Origin of the sequence: Pseudomonas cichorii (assembly GCF_015471405.1) — a bacterium.
Classification (GTDB): domain Bacteria; phylum Pseudomonadota; class Gammaproteobacteria; order Pseudomonadales; family Pseudomonadaceae; genus Aquipseudomonas; species Aquipseudomonas serbiensis.
Genome location: NZ_BLVZ01000006.1, coordinates 161,968 through 186,906 on the forward strand (window position 1 = coordinate 161,968; position 24,939 = coordinate 186,906).

General features: G+C 58.2%; 24 protein-coding genes. 11 read left to right on the forward strand and 13 right to left on the reverse strand.

The genetic code is table 11. The annotated features are described in order from the left end of the window. Positions 1 to 116 precede the first annotated feature (116 nt). The 3 genes from JL015_RS10825 to JL015_RS10835 all read left to right on the forward strand — a co-directional run bounded on the left by JL015_RS10825 (position 117) and on the right by JL015_RS10835 (position 2,251). The gene (locus tag JL015_RS10825) at positions 117 to 722 is read left to right on the forward strand and encodes a hypothetical protein (protein WP_201018466.1); all 606 of its coding nucleotides are present in this window, start codon (positions 117 to 119) and stop codon (positions 720 to 722) included. 142 nt (positions 723 to 864) lie between these two features. Further along, positions 865 to 1,488: a cytochrome b/b6 domain-containing protein gene (locus tag JL015_RS10830; RefSeq protein WP_201018467.1), complete on the forward strand. Its 624-nt coding sequence runs from the start codon at positions 865 to 867 to the stop codon at positions 1,486 to 1,488. Next, positions 1,481 to 2,251, forward strand: coding sequence for a molybdopterin-dependent oxidoreductase (locus JL015_RS10835; RefSeq protein ID WP_201018468.1), 771 nt, complete (start codon positions 1,481 to 1,483; stop codon positions 2,249 to 2,251). Before JL015_RS10830 ends, JL015_RS10835 begins: the two co-directional genes overlap by 8 nt. A gap of 80 nt (positions 2,252 to 2,331) precedes the next feature. Here JL015_RS10835 and efeO (JL015_RS10840) read toward each other — a convergent pair whose 3' ends face one another. The 6 genes from efeO (JL015_RS10840) to JL015_RS10865 all read right to left on the reverse strand — a co-directional run bounded on the left by efeO (JL015_RS10840) (position 2,332) and on the right by JL015_RS10865 (position 9,720). After that, positions 2,332 to 3,156 (reverse strand): iron uptake system protein EfeO, encoded by an 825-nt coding sequence (gene efeO / locus JL015_RS10840; RefSeq protein ID WP_201004631.1) that lies wholly within the window; start codon positions 3,154 to 3,156, stop codon positions 2,332 to 2,334. 29 nt (positions 3,157 to 3,185) lie between these two features. Continuing rightward, entirely contained in the window at positions 3,186 to 4,496 is a 1,311-nt protein-coding gene (gene efeB, locus JL015_RS10845; RefSeq protein WP_201018469.1) for an iron uptake transporter deferrochelatase/peroxidase subunit, read from the reverse strand. A 22-nt stretch (positions 4,497 to 4,518) separates the two neighbouring features. After that, positions 4,519 to 5,727, reverse strand: coding sequence for an iron uptake system protein EfeO (gene efeO / locus JL015_RS10850; protein ID WP_201018470.1), 1,209 nt, complete (start codon positions 5,725 to 5,727; stop codon positions 4,519 to 4,521). Between the two features lie 8 nt (positions 5,728 to 5,735). Beyond that, on the reverse strand, positions 5,736 to 6,584 hold the full coding sequence (gene efeU / locus JL015_RS10855; protein WP_201018471.1) for an iron uptake transporter permease EfeU: 849 nt from the start codon (positions 6,582 to 6,584) through the stop codon (positions 5,736 to 5,738). 261 nt (positions 6,585 to 6,845) lie between these two features. Beyond that, positions 6,846 to 8,015 carry a class C beta-lactamase gene (gene ampC, locus JL015_RS10860; protein ID WP_201018472.1) on the reverse strand — a complete coding sequence of 390 codons (1,170 nt, stop codon included), beginning with the start codon at positions 8,013 to 8,015 and terminating at the stop codon, positions 6,846 to 6,848. Positions 8,016 to 8,274: 259 nt separating this feature from the next. Continuing rightward, positions 8,275 to 9,720, reverse strand: a complete 1,446-nt coding sequence (locus JL015_RS10865) for a SulP family inorganic anion transporter (RefSeq protein ID WP_201018473.1) — start codon at positions 9,718 to 9,720, stop codon at positions 8,275 to 8,277. Between the two features lie 174 nt (positions 9,721 to 9,894). On the opposite strand from JL015_RS10865, the gene zapE reads away from it, so the two are divergent. Continuing rightward, on the forward strand, positions 9,895 to 11,010 hold the full coding sequence (gene zapE, locus JL015_RS10870) for a cell division protein ZapE (protein WP_201018474.1): 1,116 nt from the start codon (positions 9,895 to 9,897) through the stop codon (positions 11,008 to 11,010). Positions 11,011 to 11,022: 12 nt separating this feature from the next. Here zapE and rarD read toward each other — a convergent pair whose 3' ends face one another. After that, positions 11,023 to 11,907 carry an EamA family transporter RarD gene (rarD, locus tag JL015_RS10875; RefSeq protein ID WP_201018475.1) on the reverse strand — a complete coding sequence of 295 codons (885 nt, stop codon included), beginning with the start codon at positions 11,905 to 11,907 and terminating at the stop codon, positions 11,023 to 11,025. Between the two features lie 317 nt (positions 11,908 to 12,224). Between rarD and JL015_RS10880 the strand changes: the two genes are divergently transcribed. Then, positions 12,225 to 13,376 carry an MFS transporter gene (locus tag JL015_RS10880; protein WP_201004623.1) on the forward strand — a complete coding sequence of 384 codons (1,152 nt, stop codon included), beginning with the start codon at positions 12,225 to 12,227 and terminating at the stop codon, positions 13,374 to 13,376. Positions 13,377 to 13,389: 13 nt separating this feature from the next. Here the strand turns inward: JL015_RS10880 and JL015_RS10885 are convergent, their stop codons facing one another. Together JL015_RS10885 and JL015_RS10890 are read right to left on the reverse strand one after the other, a co-directional pair. Next, the gene (locus JL015_RS10885; RefSeq protein ID WP_201018476.1) at positions 13,390 to 14,223 is read right to left on the reverse strand and encodes a PhzF family phenazine biosynthesis protein; all 834 of its coding nucleotides are present in this window, start codon (positions 14,221 to 14,223) and stop codon (positions 13,390 to 13,392) included. 77 nt (positions 14,224 to 14,300) lie between these two features. Continuing rightward, positions 14,301 to 14,783 (reverse strand): multidrug/biocide efflux PACE transporter, encoded by a 483-nt coding sequence (locus JL015_RS10890; protein ID WP_201018477.1) that lies wholly within the window; start codon positions 14,781 to 14,783, stop codon positions 14,301 to 14,303. A gap of 98 nt (positions 14,784 to 14,881) precedes the next feature. Here JL015_RS10890 and JL015_RS10895 point away from each other — a divergent pair, with 98 nt between their 5' ends. Then, positions 14,882 to 15,757, forward strand: coding sequence for a LysR family transcriptional regulator (locus tag JL015_RS10895; protein ID WP_201018478.1), 876 nt, complete (start codon positions 14,882 to 14,884; stop codon positions 15,755 to 15,757). A gap of 469 nt (positions 15,758 to 16,226) precedes the next feature. Here the strand turns inward: JL015_RS10895 and JL015_RS10900 are convergent, their stop codons facing one another. Further along, positions 16,227 to 17,123, reverse strand: a complete 897-nt coding sequence (locus JL015_RS10900; RefSeq protein WP_201018479.1) for a LysR family transcriptional regulator — start codon at positions 17,121 to 17,123, stop codon at positions 16,227 to 16,229. Positions 17,124 to 17,325: 202 nt separating this feature from the next. On the opposite strand from JL015_RS10900, the gene JL015_RS10905 reads away from it, so the two are divergent. The 3 genes from JL015_RS10905 to JL015_RS10915 all read left to right on the forward strand — a co-directional run bounded on the left by JL015_RS10905 (position 17,326) and on the right by JL015_RS10915 (position 20,298). Next, positions 17,326 to 18,669, forward strand: coding sequence for an FG-GAP repeat domain-containing protein (locus tag JL015_RS10905; RefSeq protein ID WP_201018480.1), 1,344 nt, complete (start codon positions 17,326 to 17,328; stop codon positions 18,667 to 18,669). A 139-nt stretch (positions 18,670 to 18,808) separates the two neighbouring features. Then, the gene (locus tag JL015_RS10910) at positions 18,809 to 19,933 is read left to right on the forward strand and encodes a metallophosphoesterase (RefSeq protein ID WP_201018481.1); all 1,125 of its coding nucleotides are present in this window, start codon (positions 18,809 to 18,811) and stop codon (positions 19,931 to 19,933) included. A 194-nt stretch (positions 19,934 to 20,127) separates the two neighbouring features. Further along, positions 20,128 to 20,298, forward strand: a complete 171-nt coding sequence (locus JL015_RS10915; RefSeq protein WP_201018482.1) for a DUF2986 domain-containing protein — start codon at positions 20,128 to 20,130, stop codon at positions 20,296 to 20,298. A 494-nt stretch (positions 20,299 to 20,792) separates the two neighbouring features. Here the strand turns inward: JL015_RS10915 and JL015_RS10920 are convergent, their stop codons facing one another. Continuing rightward, a complete protein-coding gene (locus JL015_RS10920) occupies positions 20,793 to 21,188 on the reverse strand; it encodes a PA0061/PA0062 family lipoprotein (RefSeq protein WP_201004615.1) in 396 nt (131 codons plus the stop codon). Positions 21,189 to 21,822: 634 nt separating this feature from the next. Here JL015_RS10920 and JL015_RS10925 point away from each other — a divergent pair. Together JL015_RS10925 and JL015_RS10930 are read left to right on the forward strand one after the other, a co-directional pair. Continuing rightward, positions 21,823 to 22,944, forward strand: coding sequence for a saccharopine dehydrogenase NADP-binding domain-containing protein (locus JL015_RS10925; RefSeq protein WP_201018483.1), 1,122 nt, complete (start codon positions 21,823 to 21,825; stop codon positions 22,942 to 22,944). 9 nt (positions 22,945 to 22,953) lie between these two features. Beyond that, a complete protein-coding gene (locus JL015_RS10930; RefSeq protein ID WP_201004612.1) occupies positions 22,954 to 23,445 on the forward strand; it encodes a DUF2269 family protein in 492 nt (163 codons plus the stop codon). 130 nt (positions 23,446 to 23,575) lie between these two features. On the opposite strand, the gene JL015_RS10935 is transcribed toward JL015_RS10930, so the two are convergent. Then, a complete protein-coding gene (locus tag JL015_RS10935; protein ID WP_201004610.1) occupies positions 23,576 to 23,890 on the reverse strand; it encodes a putative quinol monooxygenase in 315 nt (104 codons plus the stop codon). 44 nt (positions 23,891 to 23,934) lie between these two features. Beyond that, on the reverse strand, positions 23,935 to 24,936 hold the full coding sequence (locus JL015_RS10940; RefSeq protein WP_201018484.1) for a zinc-dependent alcohol dehydrogenase family protein: 1,002 nt from the start codon (positions 24,934 to 24,936) through the stop codon (positions 23,935 to 23,937). Positions 24,937 to 24,939 lie beyond the last annotated feature (3 nt).

The following is a 24,939-nucleotide window of genomic DNA, read 5'->3' on the forward strand; positions in this document are numbered from 1 at the left end:
TTTTGTCATTGACCGGCCCGGTTTCGAGAATGACAAAAATGTCATTGGCGGGTCATTTTTCAGTACCGGTAGCGGAGCAATGATGGCGCTCCATTCAATCTGCCAGGGAATAACCGATGAAGACTGCGCTTTCCACTACCTTCGGCCTGCTGTTGCTCAGTGCCGCCGTCATGACCCAGGCCGCTGATCTGCCGGTGGTCAAACCGATGCGCGGCACGGTCGAGAGCCTTCAGGCCGACACCTTGAATTTCACCACCCGTGCCGGCCAGCACCAGAGCATTCAACTGACTGAAAAGACCGGCATCCGCCTGGTTTCCAAGGCTGATCTGGACACCATCAAGCCGGAAAGCTTCGTTGGCTCGGCAGCCATTCCTCAGGCTGACGGTACGCTCAAGGCGCTGGAAGTCACCGTATTCGAAGCCAGCCTCAAAGGCAGCGGCGAAGGCCACTACGGCTGGGAAAACGCCGATGGCAGCACCGGCACCATGACCAACGGCACGGTGGGCACCCTGTCCAAAGCCAATGGCCGTACCTTGAGCGTGCTGTACAAGGGCGGCGAGAAACAGTTGGTGGTGCCGGAAGATGTGCCGATTGCCTACGTCGAGCCGGGCCAGCGCAGCGAGTTGAAAGCGGGCGCGAAAATCGTGCTGTTCCCGGCAGACGACGGCAAGTCTGCACGCGGGGTTGCAGTGGGCAAGGATGGGTATACCCCACCGATGTAATCGAACGCGCGTAGGAGCGACCGGGCGGCGATCCGTCGGGCGGCGATCCGTTTCATTCGCGAAACGTTTCTTCGCGAATGAATTCGCTCCTACGGTTTGCCTATCGGTCAAGGCATACCTCCCACGGCACGAGAGGACAATCATGAAAACCCGTCCCATTCATCCCTGGCCCGTGCGCCTGACCCATTGGGTCAATGCCGTGGGCATGGTCTGCATGTTCATGAGCGGCTGGGCGATTTATAACGCTGCGCCGCTGATGGCTTTTACCTTTCCCAAATCGCTCACCCTCGGCGGCTGGCTGGGTGGTTCGATTGCCTGGCACTTTGCGGTGATGTGGCTGCTGGTGATCAATGGCCTGGTTTATGTGCTGTATGGCGTGTTCAGCCGCCACTTCAAGCGCGACTTGCTGCCGGTGCGTCCTGCCGAGGTGAAGCGCGATATTGCCGATGCCTTGCGCTTTCGTCTGGCCCATATCAAAGGCCGCTACAACGCCGTGCAACGCCTGATGTACTGGCTGGTGCTGGCCATGGGGGTGTTGATCGTGTTGTCCGGGCTGGCGTTGTGGAAACCGGTGCAGTTTCAGGAACTGGCCAGCCTGATGGGCGGCTACGACGCTGCCCGCTGGGTGCATTTCGGCGCGATGGCGGCCATCGGAGCATTCGTTATCGTTCACCTGGCACTGGTCGTGCTGGTCCCGCGTACCTTGTTGCCCATGATTACTGGCGGGCGTCTGCCGGCTGAAAACGGAAACCCCGGCCATGAATGAACCTCGTAAACGCATCACCCAGCGCATCCGTCTTGAGCCTGCACAACAGAAGCAACTGGTGGATATCCAGCGCCGTTCGTTCCTGCGCGCCGGGCTGACGGTGGGGGCCATGTCGATGCTGACCGGCTGCAATCTGCAGGATGGCGATCAGGTGGACAGAGCACTGTGGGCCATGTCGCGCTGGAATGACCGGGTTCAGGCCTGGCTGTTCAACGGCCAGAAACTGGCCCCGACCTACAGTAAGGCGCAGATCACCAATCCATTCCCGTTCAATGCCTTTTACCCGGAATACAACGTGCCCGAGGTCGAGCTGTCCGACTATCGGCTGGCGGTGTCGGGGCTTGTGCGCGACAAGCAGCCATGGACGCTGGAAGCCCTGCGCAAACTGCCGCAACGCACCGATATCACGCGCTTGATCTGCATCGAAGGCTGGAGCGCCATCGGGCAGTGGGGCGGCGTACCGCTCAGGACTTTTCTGGAATATATCGGTGCAGACACTACGGCGCGTTTTGTCGGCTTCAAGTGTGCCGACCGTTACTACTCAAGCCTGGACATGCCCACGGCCCTGCATCCCCAGACCTTACTGGCGCTGGACTTTGGCGAAGTCGCCTTGCCGCCGGACTACGGTTACCCGCTGCGGGTACGGGTGCCGACCAAGCTGGGCTTCAAGAACCCCAAGCATATCGTCGAGATAGTCGTGAGCAACGAGAATCCCGGCGGGTATTGGGAGGATCAGGGGTATAACTGGTTTAGCGGGATTTAAACAAACACCATATCCCCGGTAGGAGCGAATTCATTCGCGAAAAATGGCCTTCGCGAATAAATTCGCTCCTACACGCCATGTCAATTCAGGCCCAGTTTCCCGCGCAAGGTCGACAGGTCTTCGGCCAGGGTGTTGACCGGGCCGACCAGTGCCTTGCGGTCGTTTTCCTTCACTTTGTCATAGGTCTCGAAGCCACCATCCTTGGTCTTGTACTTGGCCAGGATCTTGTCCACGGTGGCGAAGTTCTTGTCGACCTTGGTGGCAAAAGCCTTGTCCTGTTTCTCGATCTGCGGGCGGAACAAGTCGACGATTTTCTTCGCGCCGTCGATGTTGCCCTGGAAGTCATACAGGTCGGTATGGCTGTAGCGGTCTTCTTCGCCGGAGATCTTGGTGGCGGCGACTTCTTCCAGCAATGCGGCAGCACCGCCGACGACTTTCTCCGGCGGGAAGGTCAGGTCGGCGACGCGGGCTTGCAGGTCGTTCACGTCGGCCATCAGCTTGTCGGCAATCGGGCCTTGGTCCTTGGCGGTGTTCTGCGAGAACAGGGCATATTCCAGACGATGGAAGCCGGTGAAGTCTTCGGCTTCAACGCCTTGCTCGTGATCGTCGACACGGGAGTCGATGGACGCATCAAGGTCGCTGAACAGCTCGGCAATCGGTTCTACCGACTCGTAGTAGACCCGCGTGGGTGCGTAGAGCTTCTTGGCCGTGGCGATGTCGCCTTTCTTGACGGCGTCGGTGAATTCTTTGGTGTGGCTGACCAGTTCATCGATGTTTTCGGTGACGTAGATCTTGTAGTCCGAAACCGGGCCGACCAGATCCAGTGGCGCCGTTGCGGCGAAAGCCGCCAGTGGGGTCTGAAGCAAGCCAAGGGTCAGCAGCAAAGCCAGAGGCGTCTTTTTCATGGTGCTCTTCCGGGTGAGGTGATTGAGGGTCATGCGGTTTGGGCAGTTGGTGCTGCGGCCAGCAATGAGCGGCCGATAAAATCCTTGTCGCCGGTCACGCCGGGCAGGGTGAAGAAATAGCCGCCGCCGAAAGGCTTGAGGTATTCCTCCAGCGGCTCGCCATTCAGGCGGGTCTGCACGGTGATGAAGCCTTTTTCCAGATCGCTCTGGTAGCAGATGAACAGCAGACCCATGTCGAGCTGGCCGTTCTTGTTGACGCCGTTGGAGTAGTTGAACGGACGGCGCAGGATCAGGTTGCGCTGGGTTTCGGGCGTGCGCGGGTTGGCCAAGCGGATGTGCGAGTCCATACGGGTTTTCTTGCCGTGCGGGTCGGCTGCATAGTTCGGCACGTCGCTTTCCACCTTGCCGTCCATGGGGGCGCCGCTGCTCTTGGTGCGGCCGAAAATGGATTCCTGTTCCTGCAAGGGCGTGCGGTCCCAGCGCTCGACGAAGTTGCGGATGAGCCGCACCGCCTGGTAGCTGCCATTGGCGGCCCAGGCGGGTTCGTCGCTGCCGGGCTGGACCCAGACCAGTTCGTTCATGGTCTTCTGGTTATTGGAATCCGGGTTGGCCGAGCCGTCACGGAAGCCCAGGAAGTTGCGCGCACTTTCCGCTGGCTGGCCTGGCTTTTTGGGGGCCTGGGCCGGCACCGTGCCTTCCTGTTTCCAGCGCACCAGCAGCAGGTCCGGCAGGTTCTTGACGATATCGCGCAGGGCGTGAATGTTGGTGTCGGGAGTGTTGGAGCAGAACTGGATGCTCAGGTCGCCGTGGCAACTGCTGGCCTCCAGCGCATCGTTCGGGAAACCTGTCATGCGGCTCAGGCGTTTGGGTTTGACCGAGGCCAGGCCAAAGCGCTCATCGAACAGGGATTCGCCCACCGAAACCGTGATGGTCAGGTTGTCCGGGGTGACCACCGGGCCAAGGATGCCCGAGTCCAGCGGCGGCAGCTTCGGATCGACCTCGGCCACCGGGCCGCCGGTCATCAGAAAGGCGATGCGTTCGTTGAGGGTGCGGAACATGCGCTCCAGGTCTTCACGATCGGCTGCCAGCACATCGAAGGCCACCAGCATGCCCGCGGCCGGACGCGGGTTGACGATGCCGCTCTGGTGAATGCCGTGGAACGCATTGTGGTCCTGGGTCTTGTCGCTGTTCGGTGCTTCGGTGACCTGAGCGGTGGAGGCGGCCAGAGCATTGCCGCTCAGGCTGCTGCCCGCCAGTGCTGCACCGGCGGCACCCAGCCCCAGCAGAACACGGCGACGCTGGAGGGAGTGGGGCGCGTTATCGGATTCCGGGTTTTTCATCGTAGTCACTTGTTCACATCTGTCAGAGGTCGGAGAGGCCGAGAGCCGAGTCGATTCCGTCGAGCGCATCGGCCAGAGCCTTGGCTTTGTCGGCTATCGATTGACGCTGCGTTGCATCGACCTGATCGTAAGGTCGATAGCCATCGTCTGTTTTCAGTGCCTTGAGTTGTTCATCCAGAGCCTTCGATGCGCTGTCGATGCGCTGCAACTGGGCGCCTGCGCTCTTGGCCAGCAGAGGACGCAACAGGTCAATGACCTTGCGTGTGCCTTCCAGATTGGCGGCAAAGCCATTGAGGTCGCTGTGGCTGTAGCGCTCTTCTTCACCCTTGCTGCGCACTTCCGCCAGGCTGTGCATGTTGCGGGCGACGATATCGGCCAGTTGTTCCGGGGCCAGGGTCTGCGCCAGCAGTTGCTGCTTGAGGCTGGTGACATCGGTTTGCAGGCGCTGCGCCACGGGGGCGAGGCCTTCGATGTTGCGTTGCTGGAACAGGGCGTATTCGATGCGATGGAAGCCGCCGAAGCCCGGGTCTTGCTCGCGTTTTTCGTAGTAGTCGGCGCGGGCGTTGATGGCGTTGTCCAGTTCGGCCAAGCGCTGTGCGGCAGGGGCAATGCGCTGATAAAGCGTGCGCGCCGGGGTGTACGCTGCTTGTGCTGCGCTCAGGTCATTGGCTTCGATGGCCTGTTGCAAAGCGTTGACGGCCTTGATCAGCGCCGAGCTTTGCTGGCTCAGGTACACGCGGTATTCGGACAGCGGGCCGATAAATGCCACCATGGACGGACGCGCTTTTGCCTTGGCTTCAGACTCGGCAGTCGGGGTGACATGCAAGGTGCCACGCGGGTTGCTCAGCAGGCCGCAGGTGATGGCGTAGTCGCCGGGCTGCAAATTGGCATTGATCACCTGGCTCAGGCCGGGCGCGATGTTTTCCCGCTCTTCGACCACCAGCACGCCATCGAGAATTTCCCATTCGACGGCACGTTCGGAGCGGTTGACGATGCGAAAGGCGTTCTTGCCAGCAGGCACGGTCAGTACGTTGGGCTCACAGTTGTGGGCGTGGATGTTGACCACGGTTTCGTTGCCGCTATTGGCGGCACGCTTTTTCGATGCCACTTGCGAGGCGTAGTAGAAGAGTCCACCGGCAGCGATCATCAGGATCACAGAACCGGCGACTGCCAATCGCAAGGCACGGGGAGGCCTGGCTTTACCGGAAAGCTCAGAGGAAGGGTTCGACATGTAGGCCCTTATTCGTTCGTGACGGAGGTGGGTGAGGGCTGCTGTTTTTCTGCCGGGGAATGAGGCAGGAAGAACAGCACCAGCGCGCCGATCAGGTAGATCAGGTAAGCGCTCAGGGTGCTGACGGTGGGCGCGTCCTGATAACCGAACATGCCAGCCAGTATCGAGCCGAGCGGGCCATCCATCGGCAGGGTCGCGCTGAAGTCGATGACCACATCCTGCAAGTGGTTCCACACACCGGCTTCATGCAGTGCCTGCACGGAGTTGGAGAGAATCCCGGCAGCAACCACGAGGATGAACAGCCCGGTCCAACGGAAGAACAGGCCGAGGTTCAGGCGCATGCTGCCGCTGTAGATCGCCACGCCGAAACCGATGGCCAGCAGCAGGCCGAGCAGGGCTCCCAATGGCGCGCTGGAGCCTTCGCTCTGCTGGAAGACGGCGAGTAGGAAGAAAACGGTTTCCAGGCCTTCGCGGGCCACGGCGAAGAACACCATGGCGATCAGGGCGTAAGTCTGGTTTTTCGAGCCGGCAAGGGCGGCGTCCAGTGAGGCGTGCAGAGCGTGCTTGATGGAGCGCGCCACCTTACGCATCCAGAACACCATGGAACTGAGAATGCCGACCGCTATCAGGCCGACGATGCCCTCGAACAGCTCTTGCTGCTTTTGCGGGAATTCGGCGCTCATCAGCTCAAGGCCACCGCCAACGAACAGTGCCAGGGCGGCGGCGAGAAATACGCCGATCCAGACCGCAGGCATCCACTCGCCGCGGCCGGTCTGTTTCAGGTAACTGGCGATGATGCCAACGATAAGCGCGGCTTCAATACCTTCGCGCAGCATGATCAAAAACGGAACAAGCATGGTTCACCGGGGTAAAGGCTTCAGGGTGAGATGTTTCAGCGAGCTGTATGGCTGAAACAATAAGTAACATAATGATACTCATTCCCGAATGAGAGCCAGTGGTTTTTCCGGTGATACCGATGCTGTTCAGGTCAGGTTCAGGTAGTGAGAGCGGTGCTCCGTAGGAGCGAATTCATTCGCGAAGACAGTGTTTCAAACGACATATATCTGTCGGATGTACCTGACCTTCGCGAATGAATTCGCTCCTGCCGGGGGCGCTGTTCAGCTCTTTGGTAGCGAGCAGCAGCCCAGTTCATTGAGGATGCGATACGCGATGCGAACCCGTGCTTCATTGGGGTAGTTCTTGTTGGCGAGGATCACGATGCCGAGTTTCTTGCCGGGTACAAAAGCGATGTATCCACCAAAGCCATTGGTTGAACCGGTCTTGTTGATCCAGACGTCTTGCTGCGGCTTCAAGGGCGGATTCAGGGCGGTGGCGGGCTGGGTTTCGTAGGCCATCTTGCTGGAGTTGCCTTCAAGCAGTGTCTCCAGTCTGACAGGGAGTGTGTACTGCTCCCAGATCAGGTCCTGGGTCATGGAGCCTGATTTGAAATAGCCGATCCGGGTGTCCGCGAGGGCGCGTTGCAGCGCGGGAGACGTCTGCACCATGCCCATGTTCGCTTCGACAAAGCGGATCAGGTCACCGCTCCCGGACTTCATGCCATAGGCTTCTGCGGCCAGTACACCGGGATTGAGCCTGACGGGCTCATCCTGCTTGTTGTAACCCTGCGCATACCAGGACTGCCGGTTGGCAGGCACATCGAGGTAGCTGTTGGTCATGCCCAGTGCCGGGTACAGATGCTGTTCCATCGCGACGTTGAACGGCAGTTTCATGCGGTTGGCCGCGATCATGCCCAGCAGGCCAATACTGGGGTTGGCGTAACTGCGGTGAGCACCGGGCAGGTATTGGGGCTGCCAGGCCTTGAAGTAGCTCATCATCTGCTCGTTATCCCGTATCGTTTCGGGAAATTGCAGTGGAAAGCCACCGGCAGTGTGGGTGCCCAGATGAAAGAGCGGCACCTTGCCCAGCCGGCTGCCGTACAACTGGGGAATATAGGTGTCGATGCTGGAGGTCAGGGAAAGCTGGCCGTTGGCTTGAGCCCAGGTGGCGAGGGTCGCGGTGAAGAGCTTGCTGATCGAGCCCAGTTCGAACAGCGTGTCGTTGCTGACTTTCTCCTGGTTGTCTCTGGACGAAACCCCGTAGTCATAGAAACGCCGCTGGCCATTGTCGGTGACGGCAATGGTCATTCCGGGAATGTTGTACTGCTGCATGACGCTCATGATTTCGTCATGCACGGTTTTATCAAGAGCTGGCGTCTTGCTCTGGGCAACGGCGACACTGCTGACCATGAGCAGCAGTGCTGGTGCAGCACATGCTTTGATCCATTGCATTTGAAGCTTCCTCGTATTCGGTGAGGGAGCAGACCCTACCACTTGGCTTTGTACGAAAAGTGGCTGCGCTCGGTGATGCTGCGTTAAAAACAGGCTCGGAATGCTCATTTACACCAGTAAAGTCGGGCGCGACTCCGACCGTTCCTCGCCTGTTTTTGCCTTGCCTGACCTTCGCTCGCCGACTTTTCGTATAAAGCCTTGCATGAAAGGGCTCAATAAACGTTCTTTCTCAAGATATGACCCATGTGTTTCAGACCGCTCAGTTGTCATGCGCTCCGGCGCGTTTGAGCAGTTTCTTGCAGCGCTCGGACAGATGGATCACACGCAGGTGTTTCCCGGCGTTGCTGTAGCGTTCGCGCAGGGTTTTCAGCGCGGCAATGGCCGAGTAGTCGACGAAGTTCAGATGACGGCAGTCAATGGTGACGTTCTGCGGGTCGCTGGCCGGGTCGAACTGGTTGAGAAACGGCGTGGTGGAAGCAAAGAACAGGGTGCCATGCATCAGGTAGATCTTGCTGCCGTCCTGCTCCAGATGAGTGTCGGCGTAGAGTTCGCGGGCTTGCTGCCAGGCAAAGTTGAGGGCCGCGATGATGACGCCGAACACGACGGCTGCGGCCAGATCGGTGAGCACGGTGACGATGGTCACTGCGATGATCGCCAGTACATCGTTCATGGGGATCTTGTGCAGTACCCGCAACGAAGCCCAGGCAAAGGTCTGCTGGGACACCACGAACATCACGCCCACCAGCGCGGCAAGCGGGATGCGCTCGATCAGCGGCGACAGGAACAGCACGAACATCAGGATCATCACGCCAGCCACAACGCCGGACAGTCGACCGCGCCCGCCAGAGCTGAGGTTGATGGCTGTCTGGCCGATCATGGCGCAACCGCCCATGCCGCCGCAGAAGCCGGACACCATGTTGGCTGCGCCCAGGGCCATGCACTCGCGGTTGGAATGGCCACGGGTTTCGGTGATTTCATCGGTGAGGTTCAGTGTCAGCAGGGTTTCCAGCAGGCCTACCATTGCCATCAGCACGGCATAGGGCGCCACGATCTGCAAGGTTTCCAGATTCCACGGTATGTCGGGCAAGGCCAGGGTCGGAAGGCCACCGGCGATGCGCGCCATATCACCCAGGGTGTGGGTCGGCAGTTTCAGCAGGTACACCAGCAGGCCCACGCTGAGTATCGCCACCAGCGCCGGTGGTACGGCACGGGTCAGGCGTGGCAGCAGATAGACGATGGCCATGGTCAGGGCGACCAGCCCCAGCATCAGGTACAGGCTCTGGCCGCTCAGCCAGACACCGCCGCTCTTGAAGTGCTCCATTTGCGCGAGGGCGATGACAATGGCCAGGCCGTTGACGAAGCCGAGCATTACCGAATAGGGCACCATGCGCACCAGCTTGCCAAGACGCAGCAGGCCGAAAGCAATCATGATCAGCCCGCCCAGTATCACCGTAGCGAGCAGGTACTGCGCGCCATGCTGTACCACAAGGGCCACGATCACCACGGCCATGGAACCTGCCGCGCCGGAAATCATGCCCGGTCGCCCGCCGAACAGGGCGGTCAGGGTGCAGATGATGAACGCGCCATAAAGCCCCATCAGCGGATTGAGATGAGCCACCAGGGCGAAGGCGATGCACTCGGGCACCAGGGCAAAGGAAGTGGTGAGTCCGGCCAGGACTTCGGTGCGGATGCGCAGTGGTTTCATGACTTACCTGAGGGCGAACGTACTGCGTTACAGCCGTCGGCATACAAAAGAAGGGTGCAGATGTTACGAAATCTGCGTTTAACCGACCAGTTAAAAAGTAGTCATGTGCGACTATCATCTGCCTCGTGCTTCTATATGCTTGCAAACTTTCCTGAAGCCTAAGGTGCGTTCTCGATGGATGTCGTGTCTCCTCTGGATGCTTATGAACGAGCGGTCCAGCGTGGTTTTCAGCCTGACGAGGCGCAACTCCAGGCTGCCCGACAGTTGCAGGCGTGCTATCTGGCACTGACGCAGAACGGCGCGACCCCCAAGGGCGTTTATCTGTGGGGGCCGGTAGGGCGCGGCAAGACCTGGCTGATGGACCGCTTTTTCGAGAGCTTGAGCGTACCGGCCCGGCGTCAGCATTTTCATCACTTCATGCGCTGGGTTCACAAGCGCATGTTCGAGTTGATGGGCACGCCCCACCCACTGAAGGTCGTGGCTCAGGAACTGGGGCGAGACGTGCGCGTGCTGTGTTTCGATGAGCTGTTCGTCACCGATATCGGCGATGCAGTGATTCTCGGCGGCCTGTTGCAGGTCATGTTCGAGGAAGGCGTGGTGCTGGTCTGTACTTCCAACCAGCCACCGGATCAGTTGTACAGCCATGGCCACAACCGTGAGCGCTTTCTGCCGGCCATCGCCGCGATCCAGCATTACATGGATGTGGTGACGGTGGACGGCGGCGAAGATCATCGCTTGCATCCCGGCCAGTTGCATCAGCGTTATTGGGTCGCTGAACCTGGCCGCGCCAGTGCGCTGGGCGACATCTTCAAGGCCTTGAGTGGCGGGCAGGCGGTGTATGACTCGCAGGTGATGCTCGGCTATCGCAGCATCAATGTGGTACAGCACACCGACACGACGGTGTGGTGCCGCTATCGCGATCTGTGCGAACAACCTCTGGCGGCCATGGATTTCATTGCCCTGTGCGACCGGTTCTCAGGGATCCTGCTCAGTGAAGTCCCGGCCCTGAGCGCAGCCCAGCGCGAAGCGAAAATCGCCCGAGGCACCGAAGACGGTGTCGAGCAGGTCGTGGCGGGGGATCGGGAGTTGCCGCAGTTGTCACCCAACGATGACGGCGTGCGGCGTTTCATTGCGCTGGTGGACGAATGCTACGACCGGCGTATCCCGCTCTATATCGAAGCGCAGACCTCCATGGAGGAGCTGTATACCCAAGGCTATCTGTCATTTGCCTTTCGCCGCACCCTCAGCCGCTTGCAGGAAATGCAACTGGAGCGCTTTACCGGGCATTGATCGGTCAGGCCTTCAAACCGCATCCCGACGGCGCTGGGCCAGCATATGCCTGGCGCCCTCGATGACCAGCACCACGACTGCCAGCCAGATCGGCAGGTAAGTCAGCCATTCATCATGGCCAATGCTTTCGCCCAACAGCAGCGCGACACACACCAGCAGCACCGGCTCCACATAACTGAGCAGGCCGAACAGGCTGAACGGCAGAATACGGCTGGAAAGGATGTAGCTGATCAGAGCCGATGCACTGATGATGCCCAGCAGCGGGATCAGGAAGTAGAGTTTGGGCGCCTGCTGCACAGCCAGTGGGTCGCCATTGAAAATGAACCACAGGCCAATGGGCAGCATGAACAGCATGTCGAACCAGAGCCCGCCCAGATTATCGGTCTTGAGCCTGCGCCGCAGCACGAAGTAAAGCGGGTAACCCAGAGCCACCAGCAGGGTTTCCCAGGAAAAACTGCCCAGCCGCCACAGTTCGTGGCCCACGCCGATCATGGCAAATGTGGCGGCGATCTTTTGCAGATGCGACAGGTGTTCGCCGTACACGATACGGCCCGTGGCGATCATGGTCAGCGGCAGCAGGAAATAACCCAGGGACACTTCCAGGCTGCGCCCGTGCAACGGCGCCCACATGAAGATCAGCAGTTGCGCGCCCAGCAGCAACGAGGACAGCAGAATGCCGAACACCAGCAGCGGCTGGCGCCTGATGCGCCCGGCCAGCGTACGCACCAGTTGCCAGTCGCCACTGACGAGCATGAACAGCGTGGCGCAAGGCACCGTCAGCAACATGCGCCAGCCGAAGATTTCCTCGCCGCTCAGCGGTGTCATCAGCGAGGTATAGAAATACAGGACCCCGAACAGCACCGAAGCCAGGACCGACAGCACGACACCTTTATACACAGCGGCCTCTTTGATGGATGGGCGAGCGGGATGCACTGCAAAGGTGCGTAGTCTAGTGCGAAGGTTTGAAAATAGCTGGAGTATTTCTGCTGTCAGGGGGGCGTACATATCATGAAGTGGGAGGGGCCTTGGCCGCGACTTCACTGACAGGCAACACATTTTCAACGTCGGAACATGCTGTCGCGGCCCAGGCCTCTCCCACAGACACCGGATACATCGCCCCATTTGTGAGCATTGCACATGTGGAACGCTCCCTGACTTTGCTAGTCTGTTGCGCTTGTCAGCACGATTCTGTCTGACATTCTCAAGGAGCTTGCATGACCTCTTTCAGCCACGAGGCCCAGATAACAAAGGCCCGGCAGGAGCAGTCTTCCACCCGGATAGCGTTTTTCATTGCCGGTTTCAGCGTGGCTTCCTGGGCACCGCTGGTGCCTTATGCCAAGGCCCGTGTCGGACTGGATGACGGCACACTGGGTTTGTTGTTGCTGTGCCTGGGAATGGGCTCGATCCTGTCCATGCCTTTGGCGGGTGCGCTGGCGTCGCGTTACGGTTGCCGCCGCTTGCTGGTCATTTCGACCCTGTTGATCTGTCTGTGCCTGCCATTACTGGCCACGGTTTCCAGCCTGCCGCTGCTGGTGGCGACTCTGTTTCTGTTCGGCGCGAGCATGGGCGGTGTGGATTGCACGGCCAATATCCAGGCGGTCATTGTCGAGCGGGCCAGCGGCAAGACCATGATGTCGGGGTTTCATGGCCTGTTCAGCCTTGGCGGTATCGTGGGGGCTGCGGGTGTCAGTGCCTTGCTGAGCCTGGGGGCTTCGCCGATGATCGCCATGCTGGTGGTGGTCGTGCTGACGCTCATCGCACTGGCCAAGGCTGCGCCACATCTATTGCCTTATGGCAGTCAGTCCGACGGGCCGTCATTTGCGATTCCCCGTGGCGTGGTGCTGTTCATCGGCCTGCTGTGCTTCACCGTGTTTCTCGCCGAAGGGGCGATGCTCGACTGGAGTGCGGTGTTCCTCAGTTCGCTGCGCGGTGTTGAAACGTCTTATGCCGGGCTTGGGTATGCGGTGTTTGCCGTGACCATGACCCTTGGGCGTCTGTTCGGTGATGCCGTCGTGCGGCGTGTCGGTTCCAATCGGGTCATCATTCTGGGCGGGTTGTGCGCTGCCAGCGGTCTGGCGATTGCCACGCTGGTGCCGGCCTGGGAAGCGGCTTTGTTGGGCTATGCGTTGGTGGGCGCCGGTTGCTCGAACATTGTGCCGGTCTGCTACAGCGCCGTCGGTCGTCAGAAGACCATGCCGGAAAGCGTCGCGATTCCGGCGATTACCACGGTCGGTTATGCGGGGATTCTGGTCGGGCCTGCCGCCATCGGCTTCATTGCCCATGTCAGCAGCCTGGAGCTGGCGTTCATGATCGTTGCCGTCATGCTGTTGGGCGTAGCGATCAGTGGCAGCCAGCTCAAGACCTGAGGCTGCCTATGCGTTACAGCTTGCGCGCCATGCCCGAGACACGAATCGAACTGCCGATCTGTTCCGGGATTTCGGCGCGCAGGCGTGACGGGCTGCCCATGTCTTCGCCTTGCAGAATGTCGATGACGCCGCCGTGGGGCCAGCCGATATCACGCAGGTAACCGCCCAGCGCTGCCGTTGCTGCGCCGGTGGCCGGGTCTTCGTAGACGCCTCCAAAGGCGAACGGATTGCGGGTATGGAAGAACTGCCCGCTTTCGGCAAACGCCAGCAGGATGGTTGCCCAGCCTTCGCGCACCATCAACTGGCGTCCGGCTTCCTGGTCGTATTGCATGGCCTTGAGCTTTGAGCGGCTTTTGAGCGCCAGTACCAGATGCCCGGCGCCGCCGTTGATCGCTGCGGGTGGAATGCGTTCATCCAGATCACTGTGCTCATAGCCGAACAGGTTCAAGGCTTCCTCCAGCAATTGCGGGCTGATGGCTTTGCTATGAGTCGGTGGCGACTGCAAGGCGGCTGAGATCAGCGACCCATGGGCATGGCCTTCGACCGTGATCTGCGCCTGGTTGAGAGTGAGGTTGAACAGCCCGTCGCCCTTCAGCCCGGCCAGCGCTGCGCCGAGGGCGATGGTGGCGTGGCCGCAGAAGGGCACTTCGGCCAGGGGAGAGAAATAACGCACGCGCCAGCCACCTTCGACCGGGGCGGCGAAAGCCGTTTCCGAAAAACCGACGTCGGCGGCAATGCGTTGCATGGTGCTGTCATCGGGCAGCGCATCGCCAATCCATACACCGGCCGGGTTGCCGCCTTGATCGCCGTCGCTGAAGGCAGCCAGTTTGAGAATTTCCGTGGTCATGTCGGGCAGACCTTATCGTCACTGTGGGTCGATGATTGTGCCCGAACCCTTTCATTGCAATCCAACGGCAAATGCATTCAGGACCGTGAGGCCTCGCCACATCTGGACAGGCGGCGCTGCATGACCCGCTCGCGCACGAGGTCGTAGGCCCAGTTGAACAGCATGGTGTAAGGCAGGAACAGCAGCAGAATGCCGATATCCAGCAGGAAGGCTTCAAGCAGGCTGATGGACAACCACCAGGCGGCCAGTGGCACCACGGCGAGAATCAGCCCGCCTTCAAAACCCAGCGCATGAAGTGCGCGCTTGCCCAGAGTCATGCTGAAACCGAGTCGGGAGCGCAGTCTGTCGAACAGGGCGTTGTAGACCATGTTCCAGATCATGGCCACCGTGGAAATCATGACTGTCATGGCCCCCATCATGCCCAGCGAATGCCCCATGATCCAGGCCAGCAGAGGCGCGATCATGATCACACCGAACACCTCGAACAAGCTCGCATGCAGGATGCGCTCCTTGAAGGATTTGCTGGGCACAGCTGGGTGATTGTGGTTTGTCTGGCTCATTACAGATGACCTTTTGTGTTGCGGTAGAGTGCATTCTCATCGGTCATTGGGCTAAAGTGAAAATCGTTTCCATCGGAAAAACCGATAGCAGGTCGTCCATGAGTTTTTCACCCGAAGCCCTAGAAGCCTTTGCGCAGATCGTCGAACTGGGTTCTTTCAGCGCCGCTGCCCGTCGTCTGGGCAAGAGCCAGTCCACCATCAGCGAAGCCATTGCCCGGCTGGAAATCGATCTGGGGGTGGAGTTGTTTGACCGTTCTGCCCGCCAGCCGGTCCTGACCGAAGCGGGCAAGGCCATGCTGGGGCGAGTCGAGGATGTGCTCAGTGCTTCGGATCGCCTGCGCCGCACCGCCGGGCGCCTGGCGCAAGGTGCCGAACCGCGCCTGACCCTGGTGCTGTCCGATGCCAACCAGTTTTCCGAATTCGAGGCGCGCATGACGGAACTGGACCAGCGCTTTCCCGAACTTGAGCTGGAGTGCGTGTTTGCCGAGCATGGCGACGCGATCAACCTGATCCAGTCGGGGAGGGCGTCATTGGGTCTGTTGTCGGCACAAGCGAGTTATCCGCCGGAAGTCGGCCACGCAACCATTGCCGAGTGCGCGGATTTCGGCCTGTTCGTGGCGCACAAACATCCGCTGGCCGCGCTGGAGCAGGTGAGTTATCAGCAGCTGTCCCAATACCGGGCGTTGCGCCTCAATACCCTGATCGAGCACAGCATTCCCACCGACGATTTACCCACCAGTGGCTATCGCAACTGGTCAGCGCCCAATTACCTGTTGTTGATGGACATGGCCGCCTTCGGCTTTGGCTGGTCGGCACTGCCGCGCTGGCTGGTGTCGGGCTATGCCGGTGGGCGCTTGAAGGAACTCAAGGTTCCTGGCTGGCCGCGCAGCTCGGCAGTGGATGTGATCTGGTCGCGCCAGCGAGGCCTGGGACCGGCAGGGGCGTGGTTGCTGGAGACGCTGGTGCCAGCTTAGGCGTAATACTGATTAATCAAGGCACACACAAACTTGTAGGAGGCAGCTTGCTGGCGAAAAAGGCCTGAAAACCGCCAGATATTCTGCGTCTGTACGTGAAGTCGCCAGCAAGCTGGCTCCCACAAAGTGATTCATGACCTTATTGATCGGCTACCGGCCATTTTCTACAGGCAAATAAAAACCCGCCGAAGCGGGTTTTTCCCAAGACCATTCCAACTCCCTGTCGGCTGCCTTCCCGGCGATGGTCGATCATCCTTGATCCTGGCGAACTCCTTGTTCACCAGTTGTTGGATCCAATCTTACGGGCCTTGGCGAAGGGCAAAAAGAGCGAATTGTCCTCGGCTCGTGTAAGCCTTTGGCTATACGTCGAGGTAAAAATCTCCCACTGATGGCCGCGAGAATAAAAGGCAGGGTGTTCAAGAAAGGGTGAGCCCTGCATTGTCTGCCTCTAACGCCTTGTCATTGCTGGTTAATCCTTCCGGTAGCGCAGGGCGTCGACCAGCAGTTGAAAGGCGGGAGTATTCTGCCGACGGCTAGGATAGTAGAGGTAGTAACCCGCAAACTCAGGGCACCAGTCGTCCAGCACTCTCACAAGGCGTCCGGCTTCGACATGGCGTATCACTTGGGAGTCGAGTAGAGACGCGAGCCCGAATCCGGCAAGCGCCGCTTCCAGGATCATCTCGGGGCGGTTGAATGCAACTTGTCCCGAGACGCGAACCTGGGTCTGCCGACCCTCTTTCTCGAACTGCCACGCGGACATTCCACCCAGTGTCGGAAACCTGCGATTGATGCATTGATGATTGGCGAGTTGCTCTGGATGAGTCGGGACTGGATGCCTGGCCAGATATGCCGGTGAACCCACGATGACGCAGCGTTCCATGGGGCCAATAGGTATGGCGATCATGTCCTTGCTCACGTTCTCACCCAGGCGAATGCCTGCGTCATAGCGCTCGGCAACGATATCGACGAAGCCGTTATCGACAGTGACCTCGACTTCGATGTCAGGGTATTTGGGAAGCAGGCGATTCAGCGCAGGCCACAGGATGGTCTCGGCCACGTGATCTGCTGTCGTGATGCGGATGGTCCCGGCAGGTTTGTCACGCACATCGGTCAGGCTTTCCAACTGAGCCGTGATGTCGGCAAGCGCGGGCTTGAGTGTTTCAAGCAGCCGTTCCCCGGCATCGGTGGGGGACACGCTGCGGGTGGTGCGGGTGAGAAGACGCACGCCTAGCCGCGCTTCCAGCCTGCGGATCTTATGGCTCAGCGCCGATTGGGATGTTCCGAGACGGCCCGCAGCGCGGGTGAAGCTGCATTCTTCGGCAACGGCCACAAAAGCCATCAGGCTGCCCATCTCTTCCTGAAACATTTAGTCACCCTTGTCATGAACTGTGCGCCGATACGCCTTCAGGATCTTATAGGCTCCCCGTTTCACTGCCTATCTCCGGTTTATATATGACGTTGCGTCATATACCCATTCGATATTGCCTACTTAATCTTTCGGATCTTCCCGGTCAATAATCGGCGCTATAGCACCGCGCCGAGCGCTCGAATGACTGAAAGGAGATTTCATGAAAAGCAGCTTCTACGGACGAATGGGCTGGGTGACCTCAGGGTTCCTCTCGGTCATCTCGGCGGGTGTCCATGCCGCATCTTCCACCACCGTTGCAGATGCTTTTGACATCATCCCTGAACGACCTTCAAGAGTCTTCGCAGACGCTACCGCCACCCACGTGCCTGTCGCGCCGAGCCTCCATGCAACTGACTCGGTGTTCGTCGATGTCGACAAGGACGGCGATCTGGATGTGGTGGTATCCGTCGAGCATGGTGTGAATCGCCTTTATCTCAATGACGGTCATGGCCGATTGACCATTAAACCGGGCGCCTTTGGAGCGGTGGTGCATGACAGCGAGCATGTCCGGGCCGCTGATTTGAATGCTGATGGCAACATGGACGTGGTATTCGTGGCTGAAGCCGATGAGGTGCATCAGCTTTTTCTGGGTGACGGGAAAGGCGGATTTACCGACGCCAGTGATCGTTTGCCTGAAACCAGCCAAGGCAATGCCCTGGCGTTGGGTGATGTCAATGGAGACAACCTGCCCGACATCCTGATTGGCAGCACAGGCGAAACGGATTACGCGCCCGACGCGAAGATTGTTCCAGCACGAAACCTGCTATTTCTGAACGACCCCAAGCGACCTGGCCATTTCATCAATGCCACGCAAACCCATCTGCCAAAGACCAACGATCAAACCGAAGGGGTGGTTTTGGCTGACATGGACGGTGACGGGGATCTCGATATGGTGCTGGCAAGCCCGGCGTTACCGAACCGGCTCTTGCTGAACGACGGGAAAGGGCATTTCAAGGATGCTTCCGACCGACTCGACCTGCGCGTACCGATGGAAACCCGGGAAGTACACGTTGCCGACATGAACCGCGACGGCCATCTGGATATCGTATTTTTCAATATCACCAGCAATAACTTCGGGTGGGACAAGGATCCTCAAACCCGGATTCTGGTGAACGATGGCAAGGGGCGTTTCCTGGATGAAACAGCGCAGCGGTTCCCCGCGCACACGTTTTCAAGCTGGGCCGGGACAGTGGTGGATTTCAACGGCGACGGGCACCCCGATCTGCTCGTCGGTGCAATTCAGATCCCGGGGTTCGTTCCGCTCCAGTTGCGTGCGTGGCAGAACGATGGTCAAGGCCATTTCAAGGATGTCACCGCCGATGTCGTACCCGGCATCACTGTAGGGCGTAGCTGGAGCATGGGGCGCGGTGATCTGGACGGTGATGGCAAGGACGATGTCTTTATCGGCGGTTGGGGAACCCAGGCACGGCTGCTGCTCAGTGACAAAGAGGGGTATCGGAGTTCGTTGCCGCCCATGACGCAGTTGACCCCGGTTTCACGCTAGGGTTGTTGTGTTGGATCGATCAGGTCTTTCGAGACAGTACCGGGTGTGGAGCACGTTTCTCTGCCGTGGCACTCGACGGTATGTTTGACAAGTAGCCGCCCAAAGCGGCTGCTTTGTATTTTATTTCAAGGTTGAAGCCGTGTTTCATACGTATCTCACTATTGCTTGCCTCTATGTCCTGGCGCGGTGTGTTTATCCGCTGAAGATTTCAAAGTTCGCACGCTTGTTGATAGCCATCGGTCTGCTGATCATTTCCAAGTATCACTATGGGTCCTTGTTGATCTATGGAGACATGTGGTCGCCAGAGTTACCTTTTGGGGTCGTACTTATCCTGGGCTGGCTGTTCTGCGCCTTTGTGTTGCTCACGGTGTTCACGTTGATCAGCGATGTGGCGGGCCTTGCTCTGATAGTATCCGGGCGTCGGCCAGTATTCACGCGGATAGCCCCCAGGTTGCGGGCCGGCTCGGTCGTGGTGGCATTAGGTCTGGCGGCAGTGGGGGTCCAGCAGGCGACCAGGGTCCCGGAGGTTCGCAGGGTTGAACTGGCCATTGATAACCTGCCCCCGGAGTTCAATGGATTCCGTTTCGTACAGCTCAGCGACCTTCATATCAGTCGGCTGTTTCCTGAGCGCTGGGCCCGCGCAGTGGTCGATCGAACCAACGAACTTTCACCTGACCTTGTGCTGATCTCCGGCGACCTTATCGACGGCTATACGCAGGCAAGACGTAACGATGTAAAACCTTTGGCAGACCTGCAGGCGCGATACGGCGTGATCGGTATCCCCGGCAATCACGAGTATTACTTCGATTACTCTGCGTGGGCACCTGTGTTCAAGGGCATGGGGATAAAAATGCTGGAGAACCAGCATGTGGTACTTCAGCAGGGGAGTGCGGCCCTCACGATTGCAGGTGTCACGGATGATGTCGCCCCGAAATACGGATTTGCAGGCCCGGATCTGGCCCGGGCACTGGCTGGAGCCCCGGCCGGCGCACCAACGATTCTGCTCAGTCACAGGCCCGAAGGGGCAATGAAAAATGCTGAAGCAGGCGTTCAGGTGCAACTGTCCGGTCATACGCATGGGGGCATGATCGTGGGGTTTGATCAAGTCGTTGCCGGTGCCAACGAAGGGTATGTATCCCGCGGCTATGACGTGGGCCGGATGAAGTTGTACGTGAGCAATGGCACAGGATTATGGATGGGGTTCCCTGTTCGGCTGGGTGTCCCTTCCGAGATAACTGAATTTGTACTCAGGCCAGCAGGTTAAGTCTGTGGAAGGCCTGTACTTGTAAGTGATCGGGCAGGACCAGGCTTTGTACGAAAAGTGACTGCGCTCGGTGATGCTGCGTTAAAAACAGGCTCGTGCGCGAGTCCGGGCTCTCTGGGGCGAGCAAGGGGTGACGGTATTGTCCCCATACTCAAGCTGATATCATTCGCTAGTTCACAGATTGAGTGGAAAACATGAACCGTCGTAAGAAAATACAGCAGCTATTGAAGGCTCACGCCAAAAAGGCCAGTGCCAAATTGGCACCGAAAAACAAGCCGAAATACATCTGTAAAGCTGACCGACTGAAGCTGGCTGCTGAACCCGTTCAAGACGCGAACGTTTCATCTGCTGGCGACTCCCTGTGAAGGCGCGCCCAGGCAGGCAATATTCATAGCGCCAGGGAGATATGGTTGGGCTCGTACTGGCCCGCTGTCGCCAGGATCTCGCTCGAAATTTTCAGCGCACACCATTGAACGCATGCCCGAAGCTTTTCTACAGGCAAATAAAAACCCGCCGAAGCGGGTTTTTCCAAAGACCATTCCAACTCCCTGTCGGCAGCCCTCCGGGCCATGGTCGATCGTCCTTGATCCTGGCGAACTCCTTGTTCACCAGTTGTTGGATCCAATCTTACGAGGCCTGGCGAAGGGTAGAAAGAGCGAATCGTCCTCGGGTTGTGTAAGCCTTTGGCTATGCGTGGCGTGAAATTTCCCTGATCCATTTCGGACGCAGGCTGCCTGCGCGCTGATCCATCTGGTCGCGACGGCTGTATTCCAGACTATGAACAGAGTATCAAGAGGCAAGGCAGATTCTATTGTTGTGTGTGCAAATATAGAAAGGATAAGTCAGAGGTTTTACTTGATTACAGGCACGCTATCTTTTCGGTTTTAGCCAGCGTTTTTCCATTGTTGTCAATAAGCGCTATTTGTAGATCCGGGCCTGCGTTCTTTTCAACCAACGTATAATGTTGGTCAGCCATGAAGTTGTCATAAGCGAGTGTGGCCAGGCAGCGGCGATGGCTCTGTTGGTAGCCGATCTGCACAAGGCCCAGCTCCAGTTCGTGTTTCCCTTCCGATACCTGGAACTGTGTCAGGCTTTGGGGGCGCTGCTGATCCAGCCGTCTGGCGGTCATTTCATTGCCAATCCGTGCTTGTAGGTGAACGACGGATTCACCACTTTTAATAGCAGGAGATTTTGTTGAACATGCGGTCAGAATCAATATGGAAAACATGAGTAACGTGGATTTTAACAAGTTCATAGTACGGCTTCTCTGTCTAAAGATAGGGTGGGTGGCTTATATGAAGTTAATGTTTATGGCCGCAGGGAAACGACATGCAGGCCAAAACGATGGCGCATCGGTTTTCTGGCACGGGCAGCCAGATCGATAACTTGATGTTTTCGTATTGTGTTGGAGTCGGCTTATTCTATGCGTGAGCATGTTCTGCCGCATCGCAAGATGCTGCAAGCCTCTATGCACAGGATTGTATAATCCTGCCTCGAGGGATCTCGCTTTGAGGGGGGGCTGTGGTGAGCGCTTACCGAAAAACCTGCTTTCACTTTTCTGCAGGCAAATAAAAACCCGCCGAAGCGGGTTTTTCCCAAGACCATTCCAACTCCCTGTCGGCTGCCTTCCCGGCGATGGTCGATCATCCTTGATCCTGGCGAACTCCTTGTTCACCAGTTGTTGGATCCAATATTACGAGCCTTGTTGAAGGGTAAAAAGAGCGAATTGTCCTCGGGTCGTGTAAGCCTTTGGCTATACGTTGGATCTGAAATTTCCCTATGCCCTTCGCCCGCGAAAGGGATCAAGCGACGATCCTCTCAGCTTGAACGCCTGTGGAATATCAGCGAAGCTGCCGCCGCATCAATCAATGGATATCGGGAAGTTGCGCATGACGCTCAGAGTGATGGTGGTCGGTGGCTATGGAAACTTCGGCAGTATCATTTGCCGCCATCTGGCCGCTGTACCCGATATCGAGCTGGTGATTACAGGGCGTGATGCGCAAAAGCTGTCCGGCAAGGTCGAGGCACTTGGGCGGCAGTCTGGCAAGACCGTGCAAAGCTGGTGCGGCAATGCCATGGGCGCTGACCTGAAGCCGGCACTGGTGCAAATGGGCATTCAGTGGGTGATTCACACGGCTGGTCCGTTTCAGGGGCAATCCTATGCCATTGCCGAATCCTGCATCGAGGCTGGTGTCAATTACTGCGATTTGTCTGATTGCCGTCATTTCGTCAACGGCATTGCAGCGCTCGATGCGCGCGCCAGGGCGGCGGGCGTGGCGATCTTCAGTGGTTGCAGCTCGGTGCCTTCGTTGTCTTCGGCCATCATCGATCAACATCGCCATCGCTTTACCCGTATCGACACCATCAACCATGGCATTTCTTCGTCAGCGAAAATGCCGGGCCTGTCGACCATAGAAGGTGTGCTGGCGTACGCCGGCAAGCCGATCAGCCAGCTCAAGGAAGGGCAGGTGCATCCAGTGCCCGGCTGGCAGGGGCTGACCTTGCGCAAGATGCCGATGATGGGCACCCGGCTCCTGGCCAATGTCGATGTCCCCGACATGGATATCTTTGCCGGGCGCTATGGCGCCAGGAACCTGAGCTTCAAGGCCGGGTCGGGTTTGAAGCTCGGAGGTGTCGCCAACTATTTGCTGGCTCTGGCAGTGAAGGCGGGGTTGATCCGTTCTGTTCCTGCGTGGGCTGCGAGGCTGCATCGCTGGGGGACGTGGTTTGAGCGTTTTGGTGACGGAAAAAGTGCGATGTTCATTGATGTTCTCGGCCGCGACCATGACGCCAGGCCGTTGCTGATGACGGTGCAATTGACGGCTTCCAATGACAAAGGGCCGGAAATTCCCAGTTGTGCAGCCGTCGCCCTGATGGAAAAGGTCAATCGCGGTTACAAGCCTGAACCCGGTGCCCGAGCCTGCGTGGGAGAGATCACCGTTGACGAGTACCTGGCAGCGATCAACGAGCCGTTGAATATCCACATGTCTGTGCAGTTTTCTGACAAGTAGCGCTGACCGATGACTTATCTTCTCCTGAAATACACCCACGTCATCGCGGCGATTTTCCTGTTTGGTTTCGGCATGGGGTCTTACCTGTACCTGATCGCCGCCAGCCGCACCGCCAACCCGCAAGTCATCGCCCATGTCGCCAGAATGGTGGTGCGCTTCGACACCTGGATTACCACCCCGGCGGGTTTTGTGCAGATCATCACCGGTTACCTGCTGACCCGGCTCACCGGCCTGCCACTGACCACGGAATGGGTACTGACCTCGCTGGTGATTTTCCTGTGTGTCGGCTCACTCTGGCTGCCGGTGCTGGTCCTGCAAAAGCAATTGCAGACGATGGCTCTGGCCGCGGTTGATTCGGGTGCAGAATTGGGGGCGGAGTATCGGTCGATCTACCGGAAGTGGTTCTGGATGGGCGTGCTCGGGTTTGCGGGCATGTTCGTTATTGTGATGATCATGGTGACGAAGATGGCGCCATGGCAGTTTGCCGGGTTATTGCTTTGAATATGCCCCGATAACTTACTGCATCCACTGGATGCCGCTGGATCGTTGAAAGTGGAGGGCCTATGACCTGAGCCGATAAGCCCTCCTTCCCGATTGGTAAACCTGCCAAGGGCATCGATACAAGGAGTGGTTACCGGATCAGCTTCAACGTCTGGAGGTGAGTGGGTTCGGAACACAGCGATTCTGCTGCCGAAACAAATGACAGAAAGTGTGCTGTGGTCGTGTGTTCATCAAGGGCGGCTTGACTAGACCAGGCCTCATAAATGACGAACGTTCCAGAGTGCTCTGTATCGACGTGCAGCACATAATGAATACAGCCCGGCTCTGCCCGGGACGCAGAGACAAGCACACTCAGCATTTCAGCCAATCGGGATTCTTCACCGGCAATCGCCTTCAGGGTCGCGATGATATGAACCTGTGTGTTTTCTAATTCAGTGGTGCTCATGGCTAATCCTTGGCAATTCATTTGAGTGACACAGAAGGTATCGTTTATACGCTCTGTCGCTCGATGACAATCTTTCCGATGGCATGACCTGACTCAAGACGCGCATGCGCAGCGCTGACTCCTGATGCCGTAAATTCATGACGGCTGTCGATCAAGGGTTGAATCAGGCCTCGATCAACCAGTGCAGCCAGACGCTCCAGGATGTCGCCATGATGTTTTCTGTCTTCGTCATGAATGATGGAGATGGCCATGAATACAAAGTCGAGTCGCAGAGCCTTGAAATGCATGTCGGTAAGGTCGTGAGTGTCGTAACCAATGATCGATACGACATGCCCTTTGCGTTTTGCTGCTTTCAGCGAGTGTTGTAAGACTTCGCCTCCCAGGGTGTCGAAGACCGTATCAAAACCTTTGCCCCGGGTAATTCGCTGACTGTATTCCAGCGGTTTCTCGCTGCGATAGAAAATTACTTCATCGGCACCCAGACGGCGGGCTACTTCGGCTTTTTCAGGCGTCGAAACCGTTGTTGATACCCGCGCACCCATGACCTTCGCCAACTGAATGGCGATATGACCGACCCCGCCGGTACCGCCGTGCACCAGAACATTATCGTTGGGTTTGATCGAGGCTCTGTCGATTAGCGCTTCCCATGCGGTAATGGCCACCAGTGGCAAGCTCGCGGCCTCTCCAAAGGACAACGATTCAGGTTTGAGGGCGAGCATGTTTGCGTCTGCCTCCATCTGATCGGCCAAGGCACCTGGAATGCCGACGATACCGCCGAAGCACCCGTAGACTTCATCGCCAGGTTTGAAGCGGGTCACCCCGTCACCGACTGAACTGATCACTCCGGAAACATCGATGTGGAGAATGGCAGGGAACGTGAGGCCATCCGTGCCCTCGCTGCCTCGGCGAATTTTCGTATCCACTGGATTCACGCTGGTCGCGCGAATATCAATGATGACGTGACCGGGACGGGCGACGGGGTCAGTGGTGTCTATTTCAATAAAGACATGGCAGTCACCATGCTGATTGATCGCGATAGCTTTCAAAAG